Annotated in this window: 25 protein-coding genes; 6 read left to right on the top strand and 19 right to left on the bottom strand. The window is 39.3% G+C overall.

Translation table 11 applies throughout. The annotated features are described in order from the left end of the window. Positions 1-99: 99 nt before the first annotated feature. The 4 genes from MHI22_RS02815 to MHI22_RS02800 form a co-directional block, all read right to left on the bottom strand. Positions 100-519 carry a hypothetical protein gene (locus tag MHI22_RS02815; RefSeq protein WP_051891658.1) on the bottom strand — a complete coding sequence of 140 codons (420 nt, stop codon included), beginning with the start codon at positions 517-519 and terminating at the stop codon, positions 100-102. Positions 520-622: 103 nt separating this feature from the next. Then, positions 623-931, bottom strand: coding sequence for a hypothetical protein (locus MHI22_RS02810; RefSeq protein WP_036122729.1), 309 nt, complete (start codon positions 929-931; stop codon positions 623-625). 105 nt (positions 932-1,036) lie between these two features. Beyond that, positions 1,037-1,246 carry a hypothetical protein gene (locus tag MHI22_RS02805; RefSeq protein ID WP_230593831.1) on the bottom strand — a complete coding sequence of 70 codons (210 nt, stop codon included), beginning with the start codon at positions 1,244-1,246 and terminating at the stop codon, positions 1,037-1,039. A gap of 1,045 nt (positions 1,247-2,291) precedes the next feature. Then, positions 2,292-2,576 (bottom strand): DUF5316 domain-containing protein, encoded by a 285-nt coding sequence (locus MHI22_RS02800; RefSeq protein ID WP_271913176.1) that lies wholly within the window; start codon positions 2,574-2,576, stop codon positions 2,292-2,294. A gap of 241 nt (positions 2,577-2,817) precedes the next feature. Between MHI22_RS02800 and MHI22_RS02795 the strand changes: the two genes are divergently transcribed. Together MHI22_RS02795 and csaA are read left to right on the top strand one after the other, a co-directional pair. Continuing rightward, the gene (locus tag MHI22_RS02795; protein ID WP_036128914.1) at positions 2,818-2,994 is read left to right on the top strand and encodes a hypothetical protein; all 177 of its coding nucleotides are present in this window, start codon (positions 2,818-2,820) and stop codon (positions 2,992-2,994) included. Between the two features lie 89 nt (positions 2,995-3,083). Continuing rightward, on the top strand, positions 3,084-3,416 hold the full coding sequence (csaA, locus tag MHI22_RS02790) for a chaperone CsaA (RefSeq protein ID WP_340808876.1): 333 nt from the start codon (positions 3,084-3,086) through the stop codon (positions 3,414-3,416). Positions 3,417-3,428: 12 nt separating this feature from the next. On the opposite strand, the gene MHI22_RS02785 is transcribed toward csaA, so the two are convergent. The 4 genes from MHI22_RS02785 to MHI22_RS02770 form a co-directional block, all read right to left on the bottom strand. Then, complete coding sequence (locus tag MHI22_RS02785; RefSeq protein WP_340810976.1) at positions 3,429-4,313, bottom strand: AraC family transcriptional regulator; 885 nt, start codon at positions 4,311-4,313, stop codon at positions 3,429-3,431. A gap of 506 nt (positions 4,314-4,819) precedes the next feature. Continuing rightward, entirely contained in the window at positions 4,820-5,377 is a 558-nt protein-coding gene (locus tag MHI22_RS02780; protein ID WP_271913169.1) for an isochorismatase family protein, read from the bottom strand. Positions 5,378-5,437: 60 nt separating this feature from the next. Beyond that, positions 5,438-6,076 (bottom strand): O-methyltransferase, encoded by a 639-nt coding sequence (locus MHI22_RS02775; protein WP_036128923.1) that lies wholly within the window; start codon positions 6,074-6,076, stop codon positions 5,438-5,440. Beyond that, positions 6,060-6,395, bottom strand: a complete 336-nt coding sequence (locus tag MHI22_RS02770; protein ID WP_271913164.1) for a hypothetical protein — start codon at positions 6,393-6,395, stop codon at positions 6,060-6,062. The genes MHI22_RS02775 and MHI22_RS02770 overlap by 17 nt, the downstream gene beginning before the upstream one ends. Positions 6,396-6,539: 144 nt before the next feature. Here MHI22_RS02770 and MHI22_RS02765 point away from each other — a divergent pair, with 144 nt between their 5' ends. Then, on the top strand, positions 6,540-6,740 hold the full coding sequence (locus MHI22_RS02765) for a hypothetical protein (RefSeq protein WP_036128927.1): 201 nt from the start codon (positions 6,540-6,542) through the stop codon (positions 6,738-6,740). Positions 6,741-6,933: 193 nt separating this feature from the next. Here MHI22_RS02765 and MHI22_RS02760 read toward each other — a convergent pair whose 3' ends face one another. From MHI22_RS02760 to MHI22_RS02745, 4 genes are all read right to left on the bottom strand, one after another. Next, positions 6,934-7,089 (bottom strand): hypothetical protein, encoded by a 156-nt coding sequence (locus tag MHI22_RS02760; protein WP_170829804.1) that lies wholly within the window; start codon positions 7,087-7,089, stop codon positions 6,934-6,936. A 140-nt stretch (positions 7,090-7,229) separates the two neighbouring features. Beyond that, a complete protein-coding gene (locus tag MHI22_RS02755; RefSeq protein ID WP_340810975.1) occupies positions 7,230-7,412 on the bottom strand; it encodes a hypothetical protein in 183 nt (60 codons plus the stop codon). A gap of 15 nt (positions 7,413-7,427) precedes the next feature. Beyond that, a complete protein-coding gene (locus MHI22_RS02750) occupies positions 7,428-8,048 on the bottom strand; it encodes an NAD(P)-dependent oxidoreductase (protein WP_340810974.1) in 621 nt (206 codons plus the stop codon). An 87-nt stretch (positions 8,049-8,135) separates the two neighbouring features. Next, positions 8,136-8,522, bottom strand: a complete 387-nt coding sequence (locus MHI22_RS02745) for a hypothetical protein (protein WP_036128933.1) — start codon at positions 8,520-8,522, stop codon at positions 8,136-8,138. 237 nt (positions 8,523-8,759) lie between these two features. Between MHI22_RS02745 and MHI22_RS02740 the strand changes: the two genes are divergently transcribed. After that, positions 8,760-9,284: a hypothetical protein gene (locus tag MHI22_RS02740; RefSeq protein ID WP_036128935.1), complete on the top strand. Its 525-nt coding sequence runs from the start codon at positions 8,760-8,762 to the stop codon at positions 9,282-9,284. A 116-nt stretch (positions 9,285-9,400) separates the two neighbouring features. On the opposite strand, the gene MHI22_RS02735 is transcribed toward MHI22_RS02740, so the two are convergent. Together MHI22_RS02735 and MHI22_RS02730 are read right to left on the bottom strand one after the other, a co-directional pair. After that, positions 9,401-9,700: a hypothetical protein gene (locus MHI22_RS02735; RefSeq protein WP_036128937.1), complete on the bottom strand. Its 300-nt coding sequence runs from the start codon at positions 9,698-9,700 to the stop codon at positions 9,401-9,403. A 161-nt stretch (positions 9,701-9,861) separates the two neighbouring features. Further along, a complete protein-coding gene (locus tag MHI22_RS02730) occupies positions 9,862-10,065 on the bottom strand; it encodes a hypothetical protein (RefSeq protein WP_170829805.1) in 204 nt (67 codons plus the stop codon). A gap of 72 nt (positions 10,066-10,137) precedes the next feature. Here MHI22_RS02730 and MHI22_RS02725 point away from each other — a divergent pair, with 72 nt between their 5' ends. Beyond that, positions 10,138-10,446 carry a hypothetical protein gene (locus tag MHI22_RS02725; RefSeq protein ID WP_036128940.1) on the top strand — a complete coding sequence of 103 codons (309 nt, stop codon included), beginning with the start codon at positions 10,138-10,140 and terminating at the stop codon, positions 10,444-10,446. Here MHI22_RS02725 and MHI22_RS02720 read toward each other — a convergent pair. The 3 genes from MHI22_RS02720 to MHI22_RS02710 are packed head-to-tail and all read right to left on the bottom strand — an operon-like array spanning position 10,440 to position 12,314. After that, entirely contained in the window at positions 10,440-11,126 is a 687-nt protein-coding gene (locus MHI22_RS02720; protein ID WP_340808874.1) for a DUF1963 domain-containing protein, read from the bottom strand. The two genes, MHI22_RS02725 and MHI22_RS02720, sit on opposite strands and share 7 nt — an antisense overlap. After that, on the bottom strand, positions 11,116-11,691 hold the full coding sequence (locus MHI22_RS02715; protein ID WP_036128944.1) for a DNA-3-methyladenine glycosylase I: 576 nt from the start codon (positions 11,689-11,691) through the stop codon (positions 11,116-11,118). Before MHI22_RS02715 ends, MHI22_RS02720 begins: the two co-directional genes overlap by 11 nt. Positions 11,692-11,717: 26 nt before the next feature. Continuing rightward, a complete protein-coding gene (locus MHI22_RS02710; RefSeq protein WP_340810973.1) occupies positions 11,718-12,314 on the bottom strand; it encodes a class I SAM-dependent methyltransferase in 597 nt (198 codons plus the stop codon). A 121-nt stretch (positions 12,315-12,435) separates the two neighbouring features. On the opposite strand from MHI22_RS02710, the gene aac(6') reads away from it, so the two are divergent. Next, positions 12,436-12,870 (top strand): aminoglycoside 6'-N-acetyltransferase, encoded by a 435-nt coding sequence (gene aac(6'), locus MHI22_RS02705; protein ID WP_340810972.1) that lies wholly within the window; start codon positions 12,436-12,438, stop codon positions 12,868-12,870. 62 nt (positions 12,871-12,932) lie between these two features. Here the strand turns inward: aac(6') and MHI22_RS02700 are convergent, their stop codons facing one another. Both MHI22_RS02700 and MHI22_RS02695 read right to left on the bottom strand, forming a co-directional pair. Then, positions 12,933-13,124: a hypothetical protein gene (locus tag MHI22_RS02700; RefSeq protein WP_036128950.1), complete on the bottom strand. Its 192-nt coding sequence runs from the start codon at positions 13,122-13,124 to the stop codon at positions 12,933-12,935. Positions 13,125-13,581: 457 nt separating this feature from the next. Then, positions 13,582-15,111 (bottom strand): right-handed parallel beta-helix repeat-containing protein, encoded by a 1,530-nt coding sequence (locus MHI22_RS02695; RefSeq protein ID WP_340810971.1) that lies wholly within the window; start codon positions 15,109-15,111, stop codon positions 13,582-13,584. Between the last annotated feature and the right edge of the window lie 547 nt (positions 15,112-15,658).

Below are 15,658 nucleotides of genomic sequence, written 5' to 3'. Positions count from 1 at the left end.
ATCCCCTCTTTCTGTCAAATTCCCTTTCTTATTATATAAAGGGAATTTTTCGAAAAAGGGACATAAAAAAAGAACATGCCACAACAGCATGTCCGAATTTTATTGATAAAGCTCTTGATAAACGATTACTTTTAAAGCAGCAAGCTCTTCATCCGACAATTTTCCTTCAACCATTTGCAGTGCTTCCTCTTGTGTCATCGAGCCATCTTGCAATTTCACACGAATGTCGTTCAGCTCCGTGATCCCCACTTTTTGAATTAATACTTTAGTCGCCTCTTCTTTTGTCGTAAACGGCAATGTACTGCTGTCAACCGTTTTTGCTTCCTCCATATAGGCTTTCAACTGAGGGTCATTTTCAATGGTATTTTTGATTTCTTCCTTTTGTCCGCTGCTTTCTAATTCCGTTGACAACGTATCTACGATTTTTTCAGAGGCAAATTTTGTGCCGAAATGTAACACACCATACCCAGCTACGCCAAGGAAAATAATCATCACTACTAGAAATTTAATGAATCTCAAATTCTCACTCCTTTACCCACGTTCATCATACTATATGGAGCAGGTCGTTGAAAAATAATTCTCCCTAGAAATTATGTAAAAAAACCCCATCAGTCGATGAGGTTTACTTCACATATTTCAAATACTTTCGCACAAATTCCACAATGTACAGAACTTCCTCCTCTGTCATCGTCAGAAGCTTACAAACACGTTGAAGCCTAGCAGGTGATGTTATTTGCTGGCGAACTTGATGAATATACATATATTTACATTTACGTGGATTTACTTTATCTCGTATTTGCTTGTAGCGAAGATAAGCATAACGTGCAAAGGCATTGAGCATCTCCCGCTCCTGCTCATCACGCTCTTTCTTTCTGGCAGCCTCATCAATGATGTCCGTGTCAAATGTCCGTGTACCATCTGTTAATTGCATAGTACCACCTCTCTATTACAAATGTACTCATCCACTATTAAATGCAATAAAAAAAGCCACACCTAGGGTAGATGTGACACGTTTTATGAATTTTATATGTACCGATTATTGAGAGCGCTTCCTTCTTTGATCTCGCTTCTTCAACATATAGCGCGTGATCCCAAGTGTGATTACAATTTCATTAATTAACAGGAATTGAAAACCATTTGCATGTGCATTGCGCCAATCATAAATACCCCAAATAATTAGTGTCAAAAGAACAACAGCAAGTGTGTATCTAGAAGCTTCTGGGTAATAATCTTTTTCTTCATCCATAGCACGCGACATCCTTTCTATTAGAGGTGAATAGATTCTTATTTTGATGGATAGAACTCTTTTTTCGAGCGATAGAACTACTCTGGTTGGAGCGTTCATCTAGATTGATGGATAGAATTCTAAATGTGGTGGATAAAACGCATATATTAATCGATAGAATACTTATTTTGATTGATAAAACTCTTTTTTCGATTGATAGAACTGCTCTGGTTGGATTGTTCATCTAAAATTGATGGATAGAACTCTAAATGTAGTGGATAAAACGCATAAACTGATCGATAGAAACCTTTATTTGAGCGATAGAACTACTCTCAGTGGAGCGTTCATCTAGATTAATGGATAGAATTCTAAATGTGGTGGATAAAACGCATATATTAATCGATAGAATACTTATTTTGATTGATAAAACTCTTTTTTCGATTGATAGAACTGCTCTGGTTGGATTGTTCATCTAAAATTGATGGATAGAACTCTAAATGTAGTGGATAAAACGCATAAACTGATCGATAGAAACCTTTATTTGAGCGATAGAACTACTCTCAGTGGAGCGTTCATCTAGATTGATGGATAGAATTCTAAATGTGGTGGATAAAACGCATAAACTGATCGATAGAAACCTTTTTTTGATCGATAGAACTACTCTGGTCGGAGCGTTCATCCAAATTGATGGATAGAATTCAACATGTGATGGATAAAACACATATATTGAGCGATAGAATACTTATTTTGATTGATAAAACTCTTTTTTCGAGCGATAGAACTGCTCTAAGTGGATTGTTCATCCAAATTGATGGATAGAACTCTAAATGTAGTGGATAAAACGCATATATTGAGCGATAGAAACCTTTTTTTGATTGATAAAACTTCTATGATTGGATTGTTCATCTAGTTTGATGGATAGAATTCAACATGTAGTGGATAAAATGCATAAACTGATCGATAAAACGCTTTTTTTGATTGATAGAACTACTCTAAGTGAATCGAACCACTATTTTGAGCGATAGAACTACTTTGAATGGAGTGTTTGTTCAGATTGATGGATGCTTCAGAGATAATAGGCGAAGATGGCTACAATAATGTTGGGTAAGGCTAATAGTGACGCGTTAGTCATCATGCGATTGCGTTCGTTTCTAGCTTCTTTTGTTTCTGTAGCAAGATTGGCTCGTATTCTATCTCCGCTCGCTATTGCTCCTGACATGACTATCGAGACAAAGATGAACACTCCGCCTAGTATCCCTGAGAGTAAATGCGCTTGCTCGGTACCCCATATGAAGATGGAACATACAACGCCTAGAATCGATAATATCGTGCCAATGCCTACATACTTCATTTTCAGCCCCCCTTATTTTATTATACGGCTAATGTCTCCTATTTGTTTCAATAATTTCAAAAATTACATACATTATGTAAATGAGAGTGGCCATTCTATTACGTTTTTTTTGCAGGAGGCTTTCTTCCTTTAGTACAAAAATACGCTATTTGATTGATGCTTAGTATAGTATGCTCGCCAAACGTTCATAGTAAGTATGGTGTGAAATTCACACCGAATCATACGACGGAGGGATCAAATTATGAATGGAATTCGTGAAGGTTTAATCCCTACTATCCTAGGGTCGGCTGTTACTGCTGCTGGATATGCCATGAAGCAAAAGCATGGCTCTAACAAAATGGTGGCCAATACCCTCTTTGGTTTTGGGCTAGCACACATTGTGTTAGGAGCTATTGACCTGGTAGAGCATCGTCGTTAATGAGAGAAGAGCGCTGCATGTGCTCTTCTTTTTTTGAATATTTTTCTATTCAATGATAGCATTGTCATAAAAGAAGAAGGAGTATGATTATGGCTACCATTGAAGATTTTATAGCACTTGATATACGAATTGGCACGGTTTTAGAGGCAGAGGAATTGCCAAAAGCGCGTGTTCCTGCGATTAAAATGACCATTGATTTTGGTGAAGAGCTTGGTATTAAACAGTCTTCTGCACAAATTACCAAGCGTTATACACCGGCGCAAATGATTGGGAAGCAAGTAGTGGCGATTGTTAATTTTCCTCCCCGCCGTGTCGCGGGTTTTAAGTCTGAGGTATTAGTTATTGGTGGGGTGCCTGTAGAGGGCGATGTGATCCTGTTAACACCTGATCAGCAGGTACCAAATGGCACAAAAATACAGTAAAGAGCCTTTGCATTACGCAAAAGGCTCCTTTTTATAAATGGGGATCCATATTTCACTTGTAAATGTTGGGGAGGAGAAATCGATGCTTGCATGGCGTACGATTTCAGGGCCAGCTACTTGCTCATAGCCAGATGATGGGAACCATTCGGCATAGATGCGGCCCCACATTTCCTGTAGTGTTTGCGGGAATGGTCCGACCGCTTCAAATACGGCCCACGTACACGCAGGTACATCCAACGCTGTAAAGTGGTGGGTACCTTTTTCTGTTGTGGCTACTCCAATATAATGGTCGAGTTCCCCCTTTTCGTCCATTCTCCCTTCTGAAAAGTTGGTGGAGGCTTGGATTATCCCCTTTGGTTCGATATTGGACAGCTTTTTCAGTTGCTCAATGTCCGCCATTGTCAAAGAGCGAGCCAGCTCTGTTATTGCTTGATTTTCTCCTTGAAAAACAATGGGTACTCTTTTCATGAGTCCGATAATGTGAAATGCTTCTTTTTGCTCGAGTCGGTAATTCATTTCACTACCTCCTTTAATAGTAAGTTGGAAGGTCATCCGTGGAAAAGCTTTCAAGATTTGACCACTTTGCCTCGCCTCAGATGGTGTGATGCCGTGCATTTGCTGAAAGGCTCTCGTAAAAGCATCTGCGGAGCGATAGCCATAACAAATGGCAATATCAAGGATTCTCCTAGAGGAATGCGACAGTTCTAGAGCGGCAAGTGTCAACCGCCTACGACGAATATACTCGGACAACGATACCCCTGCTAGAAAGGAAAACATTCGTTTAAAATGATAGTCCGAGCAATAAGCTATTCTTGCAGCCTCTTTTAAGTCTATTTCTTCTGTTAGATGAGCTTCAATATACGCCACTGCCTCATTTAATCTTGTTAAAGAATCCATATCCATCACCTTCCTTATCACTACCTTAACAGGCATAACAATACGACATCCGACAATTGATGCACCATTTAGTCGCCTTTCAAAAAATAATCTATCGAACAGGCAAATAACTAACTTTCGAAGCTATTTTCTCATATATATAATAGTGTAAAGCTAATTTTTTAGCCTTACACCTCCTGACTTGATACTTAGGGTCACTGCTCGCACGGTGGCCCTATCCATTGTAACCAGCAATAGCTTACATGTTAATATTTGTAAAACACCCTTATAAATAGAAGAACTCATGATGCAATGTAATTTTTAAATTTTCTGTATATACCATTTACTACTATTATTAAATATAGCCAAGCGATCCTTTTTCAAGCATACTATGCGCTTTATTTAAGGGGGTCTTTGAATATTCAGGGGCTATGTTTGATACGTTTTAGCATCGTATGTACTGTGGTAGGATGATTTTCAATCCTAATATGAAATGACCAAGAACCTAGATTCTTGGTCATTTTTTGTTAGCGATAATTATTATGTGTTGGTTTAAATAGTGCTTCATCGGCGTTGCGCACAAGTGAGAAATGATCCACATTGTAATGGCCATGTAAAATGTCGTTATGATGTGCAATAATAGCTTCTGGTGATAAACAGTCGGAGCCGTTAGTGGAATGACCTTCTGCCACTAATGTGACATCAAAGCCATGAACGGTTGCTGTTTTTACTGCTGTATCCACACAATGCTCGGTTTTACAGCCCATCATCACTAAATGTTTAATGTCATGGGTCTGTAAATAGTCCAGTAAGCCTGTTTTGTAAAAAGCATTCGTTGCCAGTTTATCAAAGAAGACAGCTGTCGTTGGAACTTGGATCGCTGGATGTACTTGAAAGCCTTCCCCTTCGCCACCTGCCACATCTTGGTCACGAACAAAAATAATATGTGCCTGGGCTTCCGCGGCCTTCTGGATGACGGCATTGATTGTCTCCAGTAATTCGTTTTTCTGATAGACGGCTTGTTCATCCTGATTACCCTCGATTAGTTCTTGCTGTGCATCAATCACCACTAGTGCTTGCTTCAAAAGCATCTCTCCCTTATTGTTTGCTAACAATATTTTACCATTAATAGTCAGTTCGTTATACTATTTTTTAACCTTGGAAACGGTTATGCCATCCCCAATTGGGAGAAGGATGGACTCAAGCTGTGGATGATTAGCGATCGTCACGTTGAATTTTTTCATGATGGCTGTATAACGCTTTGGTGTAGCCTCAGGGTCTACTACACTGCCCCCTGCCAGGACATTGTCTGTCACAATTAATGCACCAGGGTTTGCCAGCTTGATGCACGCCGTTACATAATTTTCATAATTATCCTTATCGGCATCAATAAAGAACAAATCAAAACGTCGTCCATCTGCTACTAGCTTTTCCAGACTGTTTAATGCAGGGCCCGTCAAATAGGTAACCTGCTTCTCAAAGCCTGCCTTGGCAAGATTTTTAGCAGCAAGCTGTGCATAGCTTTCATCTAACTCTAATGAAGTCAATGAGCCCTCTGCATCCAATCCTCTTGCCAAACAGATGCCACTATACCCACCGAGCGCACCGATTTCTAATAAAGCCTTAGCCCCTGTAATCGATACAAGCATCGTCAGCAGCTTCCCTGAAGATGGTGACACGGAAATGGCAGGCATGCCTTTTTCTGCAATGGAGGAAATAACATTCTCTAACAGCGTATCCTGCTGATAAAATACCGTATCAATATAGTTATTCATTTGTTTCATGCACATTTTCCTCCTGTGGACTGTCAGCTGCTTCCGTTGTTTCACCTTCCTGAATGTCAAATAACTGGCTAAATTCTTGGATGACCATGTCAATCGCTTTTAATTCCCCTATCAAAATTTGCTGAATCGATTGAAACTCAGGCTGCTCTAATTGCTGTTTAATCGTTGCTCGCTTAACATGTAGCATTTCTAAAAATGAAATGGCCTTGCCTCGTCGGAATGTTTTCGCTCCTCGCTGTGCTGCACCATCCATGCCTCTATGACGTCCTCCACGGTGATGTCCTTCTCGCATATGTTCTCTAAATCCAGAACCTCTCATTATAAAAATCCTCCTCTCGTATACAAATGTATACATTTATTTAAACTGATTGTATACATTTGCATACAAAATGTCAATTAACATATTGCTTTGCTAGTCAAACATATGCTAGAAAATAGGCAGGTGGAAATGGAGGTCAGTTGATTGAAAAGGATTATAAAATATGTTTTGGGAATCGGTACTTTATTGATACTGTCAGGCATATTTTTGATTGGGGCACAATCTCACTATAATCAGCAGGAAATTAAAATTGCTAGTAAGCTATGTCTTGAAAATGGAGGCCAGCCAAAAATCGTACGAGATTATTTGGCATTGAATTATTCCTTTTCATGTCGAAAGGACTGAGGTTGTACATAATGCAGGCAGTGGTATGCTAGAAATTCAAGAAATTTTAATCTATTTCTCGGGCAAATGGCTAGCAAACAAAATTACTTTTTCATATGTATAGTAGTGTAAAGCAAATCTAGCCTTTCCAAAGCTCTCCTGTTTTGAGATCACTTTCCCCTGAAGGTGGCCTTTTTGCCATTAAAAAAAGACGTCATGTAGACGCCTTTAATGTTTGATCGATATCCTCAATCAACCTATCCACTTGTTCCTTTGTGATCTTGATGACATATAATTCTGTCGTTTCGATTCCATCATGGCCTGTTAGGTGTTGAGGATATTGACAGTTATTTGATATTTCTTTGTCCATACAATCACCTCTTCAATGATATATTCGACATAAAGTATAGCAAACCTTCTATAAAAAGGAAAATATCAGTATATTTTTTCACTCATTTTGAATATTGGATTGACTGCTGGTATGAAAATAAGTTAAAGCAATAAGTTCATTTAAACTATTCGCTTACCAAATTTCGCAATTTTTTTGAGATAGAATGTACCCATAAAAACTAGAATACTGCCATAGATTTTTAGCATCACATTCCTAACAGGCGCCTCTTCAATCGTTGTACTGAGGAATGTAAGTCCCACGACAATGATAACCATACCAATGATGGCATGAATAATTTTCATCTCTCATTCCCCTTTTTAATACGCAATACCTACCCGTGTCTTCAAAAATTCCTCGCTAAAGATTTGTTGATAGGCAAAGTCTGCAGTATCTGCTACTGAAATTTGAGTGCCACCCTCTGGTAAGAAATCACGTTCGATTCGGTAGTTCCCTGTCAAAGCCCCATCAGGTAGATAAGTAGGACAGACAATCGTCCAGTCCCTATCAGACTGCTGTAATTGTTCGAATACACGTTGGTGCTCCTGTGCGGCAAACGTGGATTTTTGTTTAGATTCAGTCGATTGATAGCGGAGAATCGTCGGTGTAACACGACTTTGTAAGATCCCTGCTGTTCCGATTGTAATGATTCTTTTCACCTGTTGTTGTGTCATCGCCTCAAGTATCAACGGTAAACTCGCCGATAATGTATCGCCACCATCTGTATTTAATGCACTGACCACCACATCCACATTAACCATTGCCTGTTCAACATCCTGCCTATTTAAAACATTTCCTTGAATAACACGCAGCTGTTGATGATGTTGCTGTATTTTATTAGGGTCACGGACCAATATAGTGACCTCGTGCTGATCCTTTAATGCCAGCTCAACCAGATGGCTACCTACACGTCCACTCGCCCCTAATACTAAGATTTTCATTGATCTCACCTCTTTTCTTATTATAGCACGCTTTAATTTCCCTTTATATGTAAAAGGAGACACTATCCAATGTGCCTCCCTCTCAGCTCATTTAGCCTCTATTAGCTGGACATTAACCATAAATAGAGGGATATTGTTTTTTCTGGCTAGCTCGTCGATGATGGATTGAATCTCACTTTCTGTACTTACATCAATTTCTTCGCCATTGTGTAATTGAATCGTGATGACCTGATGTTCTGGCGAGTCTATTAAATAGCCAACCGTACTATCAGGGGCGTAGCCTACCTCTCGTATCGCCTGCAACACCTTTTTCGTAAAATCTGTAGTCTGTAATTTTTGGCCAAGCTCCTCTGCATAGGGAGTTGGACTATTCGTACTGGTCGCTGTGGTTAAAGGCTGCCTTTGTACAATTAGCAATGAGATCACTACTATTAAGCACATGAAAAGAAAGAAGATTTGCAGTATTCTCTTCATACATTCACTCCATTTCTTCATGAAATTAACAGGCGGAAGTCTAGCAATCTTTTCTCCTGAAAACTGTTAGGGTTATCACAATTATCTATGGCTATCTCTCTCTTGATTTTTCAAAAAATAATTTTAAGCTGTCGCAGGGGGCAATTACCAAGAAGTATCGTTCATCATTTCATAGATTATAAGTGTAAAGGTTAGCGCTACCATTACTAAAAAACTAACAAAAAGGGAGATTAAAAGATGCAAGATAGTAGATTTAGCCATTATATGAATTGGAATAAGAAAAAAGAAAAGTGCTGTGAACAGTATGTAAAATGTAATTGTCATTTACAGAAGAAATGTGAGCACAAAGTAGAAGAATGCAAGTGCAAGCATAAATATGACCAATATAAATGGGAACATAAACAGGATGGATGCAAGTGTTGGCAAAAAAATGAGCCATGTCAGCGGGAACAAAAGCATAAGCACTGCCATTGCAAAAAAGAGGAAAAATACTGTGATGAAGAAGATTATTACTACGAGGCGGAGCATGCTAAAGATCACCACTGTAAAGGCTGTATTTGTCATCAATTAAAATGCCTGTCTACTGGGGCTTTCGTAGATGTTATTTTAGCAGGTGGCGGTAGCTTCGCGGGTATTTATTTTATCAGCTTAGATCCTAAAACTTGCTGTGCAACATTCTTTGAGGTAGCCGGTGCAGCCGCGTCGCCACTCATCATCGATTGCCAACAAATTATCGCCATTAGAAGTGCCAATCTAGCGTAAATGTTTGAACGCCCTGTTGGATACCAATTCATATACTATAAATCCTACCACTACTAGCACATTTGATCTTCTGCCAGGTTATTTGACTCAAACCTGGCAGAATACATTTTTTTCTATTATGCATTCACAATCACTTTGACAATGGGCTCTAGTTTTCCTCTATTGACATCGCCAAGATAATCAACATCTACTACAACAGCTCGTGGCTCAAAACGTTGAATACATTCTATGAGGCGAGTTGTGTTCAGCTTCTTTATACGTTGGAAGGGTTTACGAGTTTCACACTTGATCGCATATTCTCGAAGCGGACAAGGGATCGTAAACGTTGATAAAATAAATGCTACATTTTGTAAAATACCTTCCACTCCCGTAGCATTTCCATTAACATTACTTAAAGCCGTTACTTGATGTGTCATACTATCAACCTTTCTTCTACGTTCATACAGTTTAATTGGCCTTGGAAAAAGAGCACTTTGTTATTTATGCGGGCAAATCAAAAATTATGAACATTTGTTTTTATGTACCCTCAGTTATTTTTATTCAAACAACCTCTTCGTTGATAGTTTGACAGACAAGCTTAGCGCGTAATGGCATAGTATACAACATACAACCAGCTAAAACAGCCATGGATGATTGCCCAAATAATCGAATGATGGACACTCCATGAAATCGTTATCGCTAAAACTGAACCAAAGCCAATGCCATTTTTTACGACCGTTTTATGCTCCACTCTTTTCACCTTCTTTGTTCTTTTCACCTCTCCATCTTGCCAGCGCAACATGTTTTCCTCCTATCGTCAATGATGTTTATGCATAAGCGAACAAGGGCATCCTGAAAGAAAGGATGTGATGTTATGACCATTTTCATGCTGGCTACCACCATTGTGATCCCGAGCCTTATGGTTTATCTACAGCTCAAATGGGCGATCTTTCGCCTGCTGTTCAACATAGTAGGAATCATCGCTGCCATACTTTTCAGCACGATTGCTGCTACTTCTATAACGCACATTATTCTTGAGGATGCGGTTTTTATGACAACGATTCATGCGGTTTTCTTAAACCCTCTTTTTCTATTGACAGGAGCGTATCTCGGCTTATACTTGATTAACCGAATCATCGATTGGACCGTTCGTGAAAAAGGCAAGCCCTCTTCCCTTCAGTAGAAATCGCAATAGACGCGCCAAGTCTGCGTTGTTGGATTGTAGAAAAAATAAAAATTGCCATGATCCACAATGTTCAATCGTGCCTTCGCATCCGAGGCAATTTGGAGGACAAATGGTGTATCCTCTCCAAAATCATAGCCACTCTGACAGAAGCTTGGGTAGCCACCGATTTTATGAAGCGGATAAAGGTCTTCTACGATATCCTCAAAATATTCTAGCTCCTCTTCATGCTCCAAGGTCAAAATATCTTCTTCTATTTGAAGCGGTATACCTCCCCCATCCCATACTGGATAGTCATTCGTAATAAGCTTTGGTTGGAGAGGAAATGCACGAATGCCATCATGCTGCCATTCACGCTTTACTAAACCTTCCAATGTCGTGTATGTTCTAATATGAAAATAAGGACTAAGATCATCCTCCATTAGATGATCCAAAAGACGTTCATCGACAAACAGTGTGACTAATTGAAAAGGCTTTAGCGCTGCTGGTACATAGGGTAGATCTTTTAAAAAGAAGGTAGCAAGCGGCTGATAGCCAGATGGTGGTTGTTCCTCCTCTGGTAAAGACCAGCCGACATAGCCAATCCAGCTTTCCAATAAATCATGTGTCGGTCGAATACCACCTGTTTGAAAAATCGTGGCCTGCTTTGCTAGTTGCGCACGAATATATTCAATTGTCATGCGCTAGCTCCTTCTGGCGACAGCAGCAGTCCGTTGTATGATCATTCACCATGCCAACTGCCTGCATAAAGGAATAGCAAATCGTGCTACCGATAAATTTAAAGCCGTCCTTCTTTAATTGCTTGCTCATACGATCACTAATTTCTGTCGTCACAGGTACATCTTTTATAGATGCCCATTCATTCATCAATGGCTGGTGATCAACAAATCCCCAAATATAGTCAGAGAATGAACCGTATTTTTCCTTGATTTGTAGATAGGCTTTAGCATTTGTCACCACACTAGCAATTTTTAATTTATTGCGCACGATTCGTGTGTCTTGCTGTAATGCCTGTAGCTTGTCCTCTGTATAATGTATAATTTTTTCCACATCGAATTGATCAAATGCCTCACGGTAGCCTTCACGCTTTTGTAAAATCGTCCACCAGCTTAGCCCTGCCTGTGCTCCCTCTAGACAAAGCATTTCAAATAAATGCTGATCATCATAGACTGGCACTCCCCACTCCTTGTCATGGTATGCCACATACAAAGGCTCATCTAACTTGACCCAATCACATCTTTTCATTTTATTCCCTCCATTTTATGTATCTCTTACTTAATGGCTGTCATACAGAGCCACCCTTTACTCGACTTTTCCGTAACATAGACTGTTTGAAAACCTGTACGTTCTAATAATTGCTTCATAGCAGTTGGTGTTTGATAAGCTTCCATATGGTAATTCATTTTATATAGCTCTGCTATAATAATAAATTTCCCTCCGTTTTCCAGCACCCGCCATACTTCCTTGACATCCTGTTCCAATGATGGCCAAAAATAATGTGTTTGAAAGGCTGTAATAGCATCAAAAAATTGATCCTCGAATGGAATACTTGTCACACTCGCCTCTTTGACCATCACTTTGCCACTGGCGACACGTGCGTCATTCAGTTTGATGGATTCCTTCACTGCCTGCTCAGAAATATCTATACCATAGATTATACCATTTGGATTCAAATTGGATAGAATTTGAAGCGTTTTTCCGCCCCCACACCCAATGTCTAACACACGATCCCCATCATTGATAGCGCCTTGCCGAATGAGCCATGCATACATACCTCGATGGGCAATATTCATTATCCGTAGCATCCATGAGCCAATCCAGCCATTAGGTTTTTTCGCTTGTTCAATTAACGTTTGTAAGAGTGACATTCAGTAGATTCCCCCTTTTCAGTACTGGTGTTAAAATAGAAAATGTAACATTAGTGGAAGCTCTTACTAGTTTGTACGTGCTAAAAATCGTTTCGTTTCATTTTTTTCCAGGGGGGATTGTATGATCAAGCAAGCAACACAACAGGATGCTCTAGCAACAGCCACATTAGCCTTACTGCTTTGGCCCAATCATTCACTAGAGGCATTTGCCGAACAGATGGCTCAGCTCTTAAAGGAAGACAACGCCGCTATTTTTCTAGCCTATGACCAGGCTAAAGCCATTGGATTTGCTCAATGCCAATTGCGAACGGATTATGTAGAAGGTACTAACTCTAGCCCCGTAGGCTATTTAGAAGGTCTTTTCGTCATGGCAGATTATCGACAGCAAGGCTATGCAAGACAGCTTGTAGCGCACTGTGAGCAATGGGCAAAGAACAAAGGCTGTCAAGAGTTTGCTAGTGACTGTGAATGGCACAATGAAGAAAGTTTACGCGTCCATCTACAACTCGGTTTTACAGAAGCCAATCGCATTATCTGCTTCATAAAAAAATTATAAAAATGGCTGACAAAAAAATCACAGGTGCTTTGTGTAGCTCACCTGTGATTTTTCGATACTTTTTAGTTTAGATATGTATTGTTGGAAATATTTCGTTCGCGCTCATCTATGATTAAATGGATCATTAATGCGAGTTGTTGTTCGATTCGCATATTGTTTAAATGTAAGATATCAGCAATCACATTCTTTTGCTTTTCTGCTAACTCAATCCCCTCTAGCAGCAACATAATTTCTTCTTTTGTCAGCCCAAACATACACATATCACCCCAATATCTCTGTCATTTTATTATTGTAAAATCATTACACACATTTCTCAAATAACGTATAATTACCTTATCACATGAACCATTTTTACTAATTATAGGATAAAACATCGTAAATAATCAATCTCTTATCGATTATTACTTAATAAATTTTTTACATTTTATTTATACTTTATTATTTTTATCATAACTTTTACAAGGAATTGTATAGCTTTTCCATTAAAATATTCAAAATATTACAGAAATCGCAGGATGACATCTATTCTATTATAAAAATAATCATGCATTTTGTCGAATTATCGTGTTCTTTTGCACAAACTCAAGGTTTTTCAACTGTGCAAACATATTCCTTTACCCACTTTTCACATGAATAAAACCTATTTTCTCCATTCCATAAAAAAAGTAATTTCAAAATTGAAACTACTTATCTTATTTGTATAATCGGCTTTTATATTATTTTTTTAATATCATGTTTCGTGATTTCTATCTTATGGTCTTTCATCACCTGCATACCCTCAATTGAGGAAACCTTGGACGCTGCATCCTTTTGCCATGTCCCTGTATGAACTTGCCCTTGCACAAATAATTGACTATTTTCCTGGACCACAGCCGGAGCCTTTACTGCATGAATATCCGTATGACGCATCTCCATTAATGATTTATTGGACAATGCTAAAAATGGTCGAGCTGCCTCATCCACCGTACAATGTTCAATACGTCCCATTGATTGATCTGACCAAATCATGGCATAAGGACTTTCTTGACCGTCTTTAAAATAGCTATGGGCTACTTCAAAAATGGCATCAATACAAGTAATGCCATTTCCTTGCATTTGTTCAAAGGTACAATACTGTGTAAACAAACGGGCATTGTTTATATAGATGTGATGGCTTTGCAGCTCTCGAATCATTGTATGTTGCATCATAATCTTGGCATGATCATTGCCATAAATACCACCCGATTGTCCGAATTGAATGGTAGATTGACGAAGCTGAAGTCCACTGGCATCCACAATGATATGGAATTGCTGATGATTTTGAATTTGACATTCCGTCAACGAAACATCTGCTTCGTCGACAATCGCTACACCCACAGCCATGCCATTTCGAATGTGGCATTTACGAAATTCTACCTGGCTATTTTCAATCAGAATCTGTGCCTTCACATGTCGATAAAATTGGCAATCATATAACTTCGCTTCCGTTTTTTCACCAAGGTAAAGACCGTGACCTTGCCCATCTGAAAAGATTGAATCAGCGATCATTAGCTCACTGCGGTGGACAACCATATTCGTATCGAGATGCTCTTTTATTTCACAGCCATCCATCCGCAAAGTTGTGCCATCAAATAGCTGAATTCCTACCCCTTGCCCCTGATGAACCAGACAATTCGTCATAGCCATTTCACTCGCTGCTGCAATAATTTGTGCCTTGGCATGCCCATGAATCTCACAGTCCTCCAGCACCAGCTTCACATGACGAATGGCAAAAATACCATGCTTTTTCCCCTCCAGCAGCAGACAATTCGTCAACGTCAGCTCACAATTTTGGGCAATGATTTGGGCCTTCACATGATGCTCAAATGTCGTGTCAACGAGGATCACACTTGAACCATTTGCCACCCGCAGCCCAAAATGATTTAGCGATGTCGCCAGTACAGCACAATTTTTCATCAGCAAACTACCATAGCTCACCATCATCTGTGTCCGAATCAATTGCTCCTCAATAATACAGTTTTCTAACTGTAAATCCCCTTTGATATATAGCCCTTGACCTTGCCGAAACCGTAAATTCCGCATATCCACATGAGTTTGATAGCGAATAAAAACGCCACCCTTGATGGTCACATTCCCAACCCCATACAACGTCAGCCGCTTGGAAATATCCAAGCTCTCCTCATAAATCCCATCCCGAATCTCAATCATATCACCAGGCATTGCCTCTTCAATTGCCTGCCCGATACTTTGATACCGATGCATAATACTCCTCTTCACCACAAGTACAGCCATTTGCACACTCCTTAGCCTAAAAAATGATCGTACCCTATTTATATACCGAACATGCTTAGGGTTATTCAATTTTGTGCAAAATTGCTGCAATATGCATGCATTCACATGAAAGGTTTGACATTTTAATGAATGTGTACGGTTTTGGGGAATAAAAAATGAACAGCGATTGTAGGTCAACTGACCCCACCTGTTGCTGTTCACCTTTTTTATTTATCTGTGATGGTTATTTAGTTTTAAAGAATAGCACACTCTTTATGCAGTAAGTGACGGATTCACTCAGGCAGTTACGAGGGGCAGGAGATTTCAATCGACACTCTCCTTACAGAGAGTGACTGCGAAAATAAATAAATTCTCAACAAAATATCCTTAATATTAATGTTTATAAATAAAAAATAGGTATTAATAACCAATATAGTTCTGTCCAAGCGGCATTTCCATCAATATTTTTGGTGCGAATCATGCTATGAAATCATGTTAGCTTACTATCCGCACTTTACTTTATTATAGCAATCATTTC

The sequence above is a fragment of the Lysinibacillus sp. FSL L8-0312 genome (assembly GCF_038003285.1).
In the GTDB taxonomy this organism is placed as follows: Bacteria; Bacillota; Bacilli; order Bacillales_A; family Planococcaceae; genus Lysinibacillus; species Lysinibacillus fusiformis_D.
Note: the sequence above shows the minus strand (reverse complement) of the source record. Positions and strands in the feature narration are given on the sequence as shown.

Bases quoted from the DNA above. Each gene is read 5' to 3' on its own strand.
- MHI22_RS02810 (WP_036122729.1), bottom strand. From the start codon at position 931: ATGCAATTAACAGATGGTACACGGACATTTGACACGGACATCATTGAT.
- MHI22_RS02805 (WP_230593831.1), bottom strand. From the start codon at position 1,246: ATGGATGAAGAAAAAGATTATTACCCAGAAGCTTCTAGATACACACTT.
- MHI22_RS02800 (WP_271913176.1), bottom strand. From the start codon at position 2,576: ATGAAGTATGTAGGCATTGGCACGATATTATCGATTCTAGGCGTTGTA.
- MHI22_RS02795 (WP_036128914.1), top strand. From the start codon at position 2,818: ATGAATGGAATTCGTGAAGGTTTAATCCCTACTATCCTAGGGTCGGCT.
- csaA (WP_340808876.1), top strand. From the start codon at position 3,084: ATGGCTACCATTGAAGATTTTATAGCACTTGATATACGAATTGGCACG.
- MHI22_RS02785 (WP_340810976.1), bottom strand. From the start codon at position 4,313: ATGGATTCTTTAACAAGATTAAATGAGGCAGTGGCGTATATTGAAGCT.
- MHI22_RS02775 (WP_036128923.1), bottom strand. From the start codon at position 6,076: ATGAAACAAATGAATAACTATATTGATACGGTATTTTATCAGCAGGAT.
- MHI22_RS02770 (WP_271913164.1), bottom strand. From the start codon at position 6,395: ATGAGAGGTTCTGGATTTAGAGAACATATGCGAGAAGGACATCACCGT.
- MHI22_RS02760 (WP_170829804.1), bottom strand. From the start codon at position 7,089: ATGGACAAAGAAATATCAAATAACTGTCAATATCCTCAACACCTAACA.
- MHI22_RS02755 (WP_340810975.1), bottom strand. From the start codon at position 7,412: ATGAAAATTATTCATGCCATCATTGGTATGGTTATCATTGTCGTGGGA.
- MHI22_RS02750 (WP_340810974.1), bottom strand. From the start codon at position 8,048: ATGAAAATCTTAGTATTAGGGGCGAGTGGACGTGTAGGTAGCCATCTG.
- MHI22_RS02745 (WP_036128933.1), bottom strand. From the start codon at position 8,522: ATGAAGAGAATACTGCAAATCTTCTTTCTTTTCATGTGCTTAATAGTA.
- MHI22_RS02740 (WP_036128935.1), top strand. From the start codon at position 8,760: ATGCAAGATAGTAGATTTAGCCATTATATGAATTGGAATAAGAAAAAA.
- MHI22_RS02735 (WP_036128937.1), bottom strand. From the start codon at position 9,700: ATGACACATCAAGTAACGGCTTTAAGTAATGTTAATGGAAATGCTACG.
- MHI22_RS02730 (WP_170829805.1), bottom strand. From the start codon at position 10,065: ATGTTGCGCTGGCAAGATGGAGAGGTGAAAAGAACAAAGAAGGTGAAA.
- MHI22_RS02725 (WP_036128940.1), top strand. From the start codon at position 10,138: ATGACCATTTTCATGCTGGCTACCACCATTGTGATCCCGAGCCTTATG.
- MHI22_RS02720 (WP_340808874.1), bottom strand. From the start codon at position 11,126: ATGACAATTGAATATATTCGTGCGCAACTAGCAAAGCAGGCCACGATT.
- MHI22_RS02715 (WP_036128944.1), bottom strand. From the start codon at position 11,691: ATGAAAAGATGTGATTGGGTCAAGTTAGATGAGCCTTTGTATGTGGCA.
- MHI22_RS02710 (WP_340810973.1), bottom strand. From the start codon at position 12,314: ATGTCACTCTTACAAACGTTAATTGAACAAGCGAAAAAACCTAATGGC.
- MHI22_RS02700 (WP_036128950.1), bottom strand. From the start codon at position 13,124: ATGTTTGGGCTGACAAAAGAAGAAATTATGTTGCTGCTAGAGGGGATT.
- MHI22_RS02695 (WP_340810971.1), bottom strand. From the start codon at position 15,111: ATGCATCGGTATCAAAGTATCGGGCAGGCAATTGAAGAGGCAATGCCT.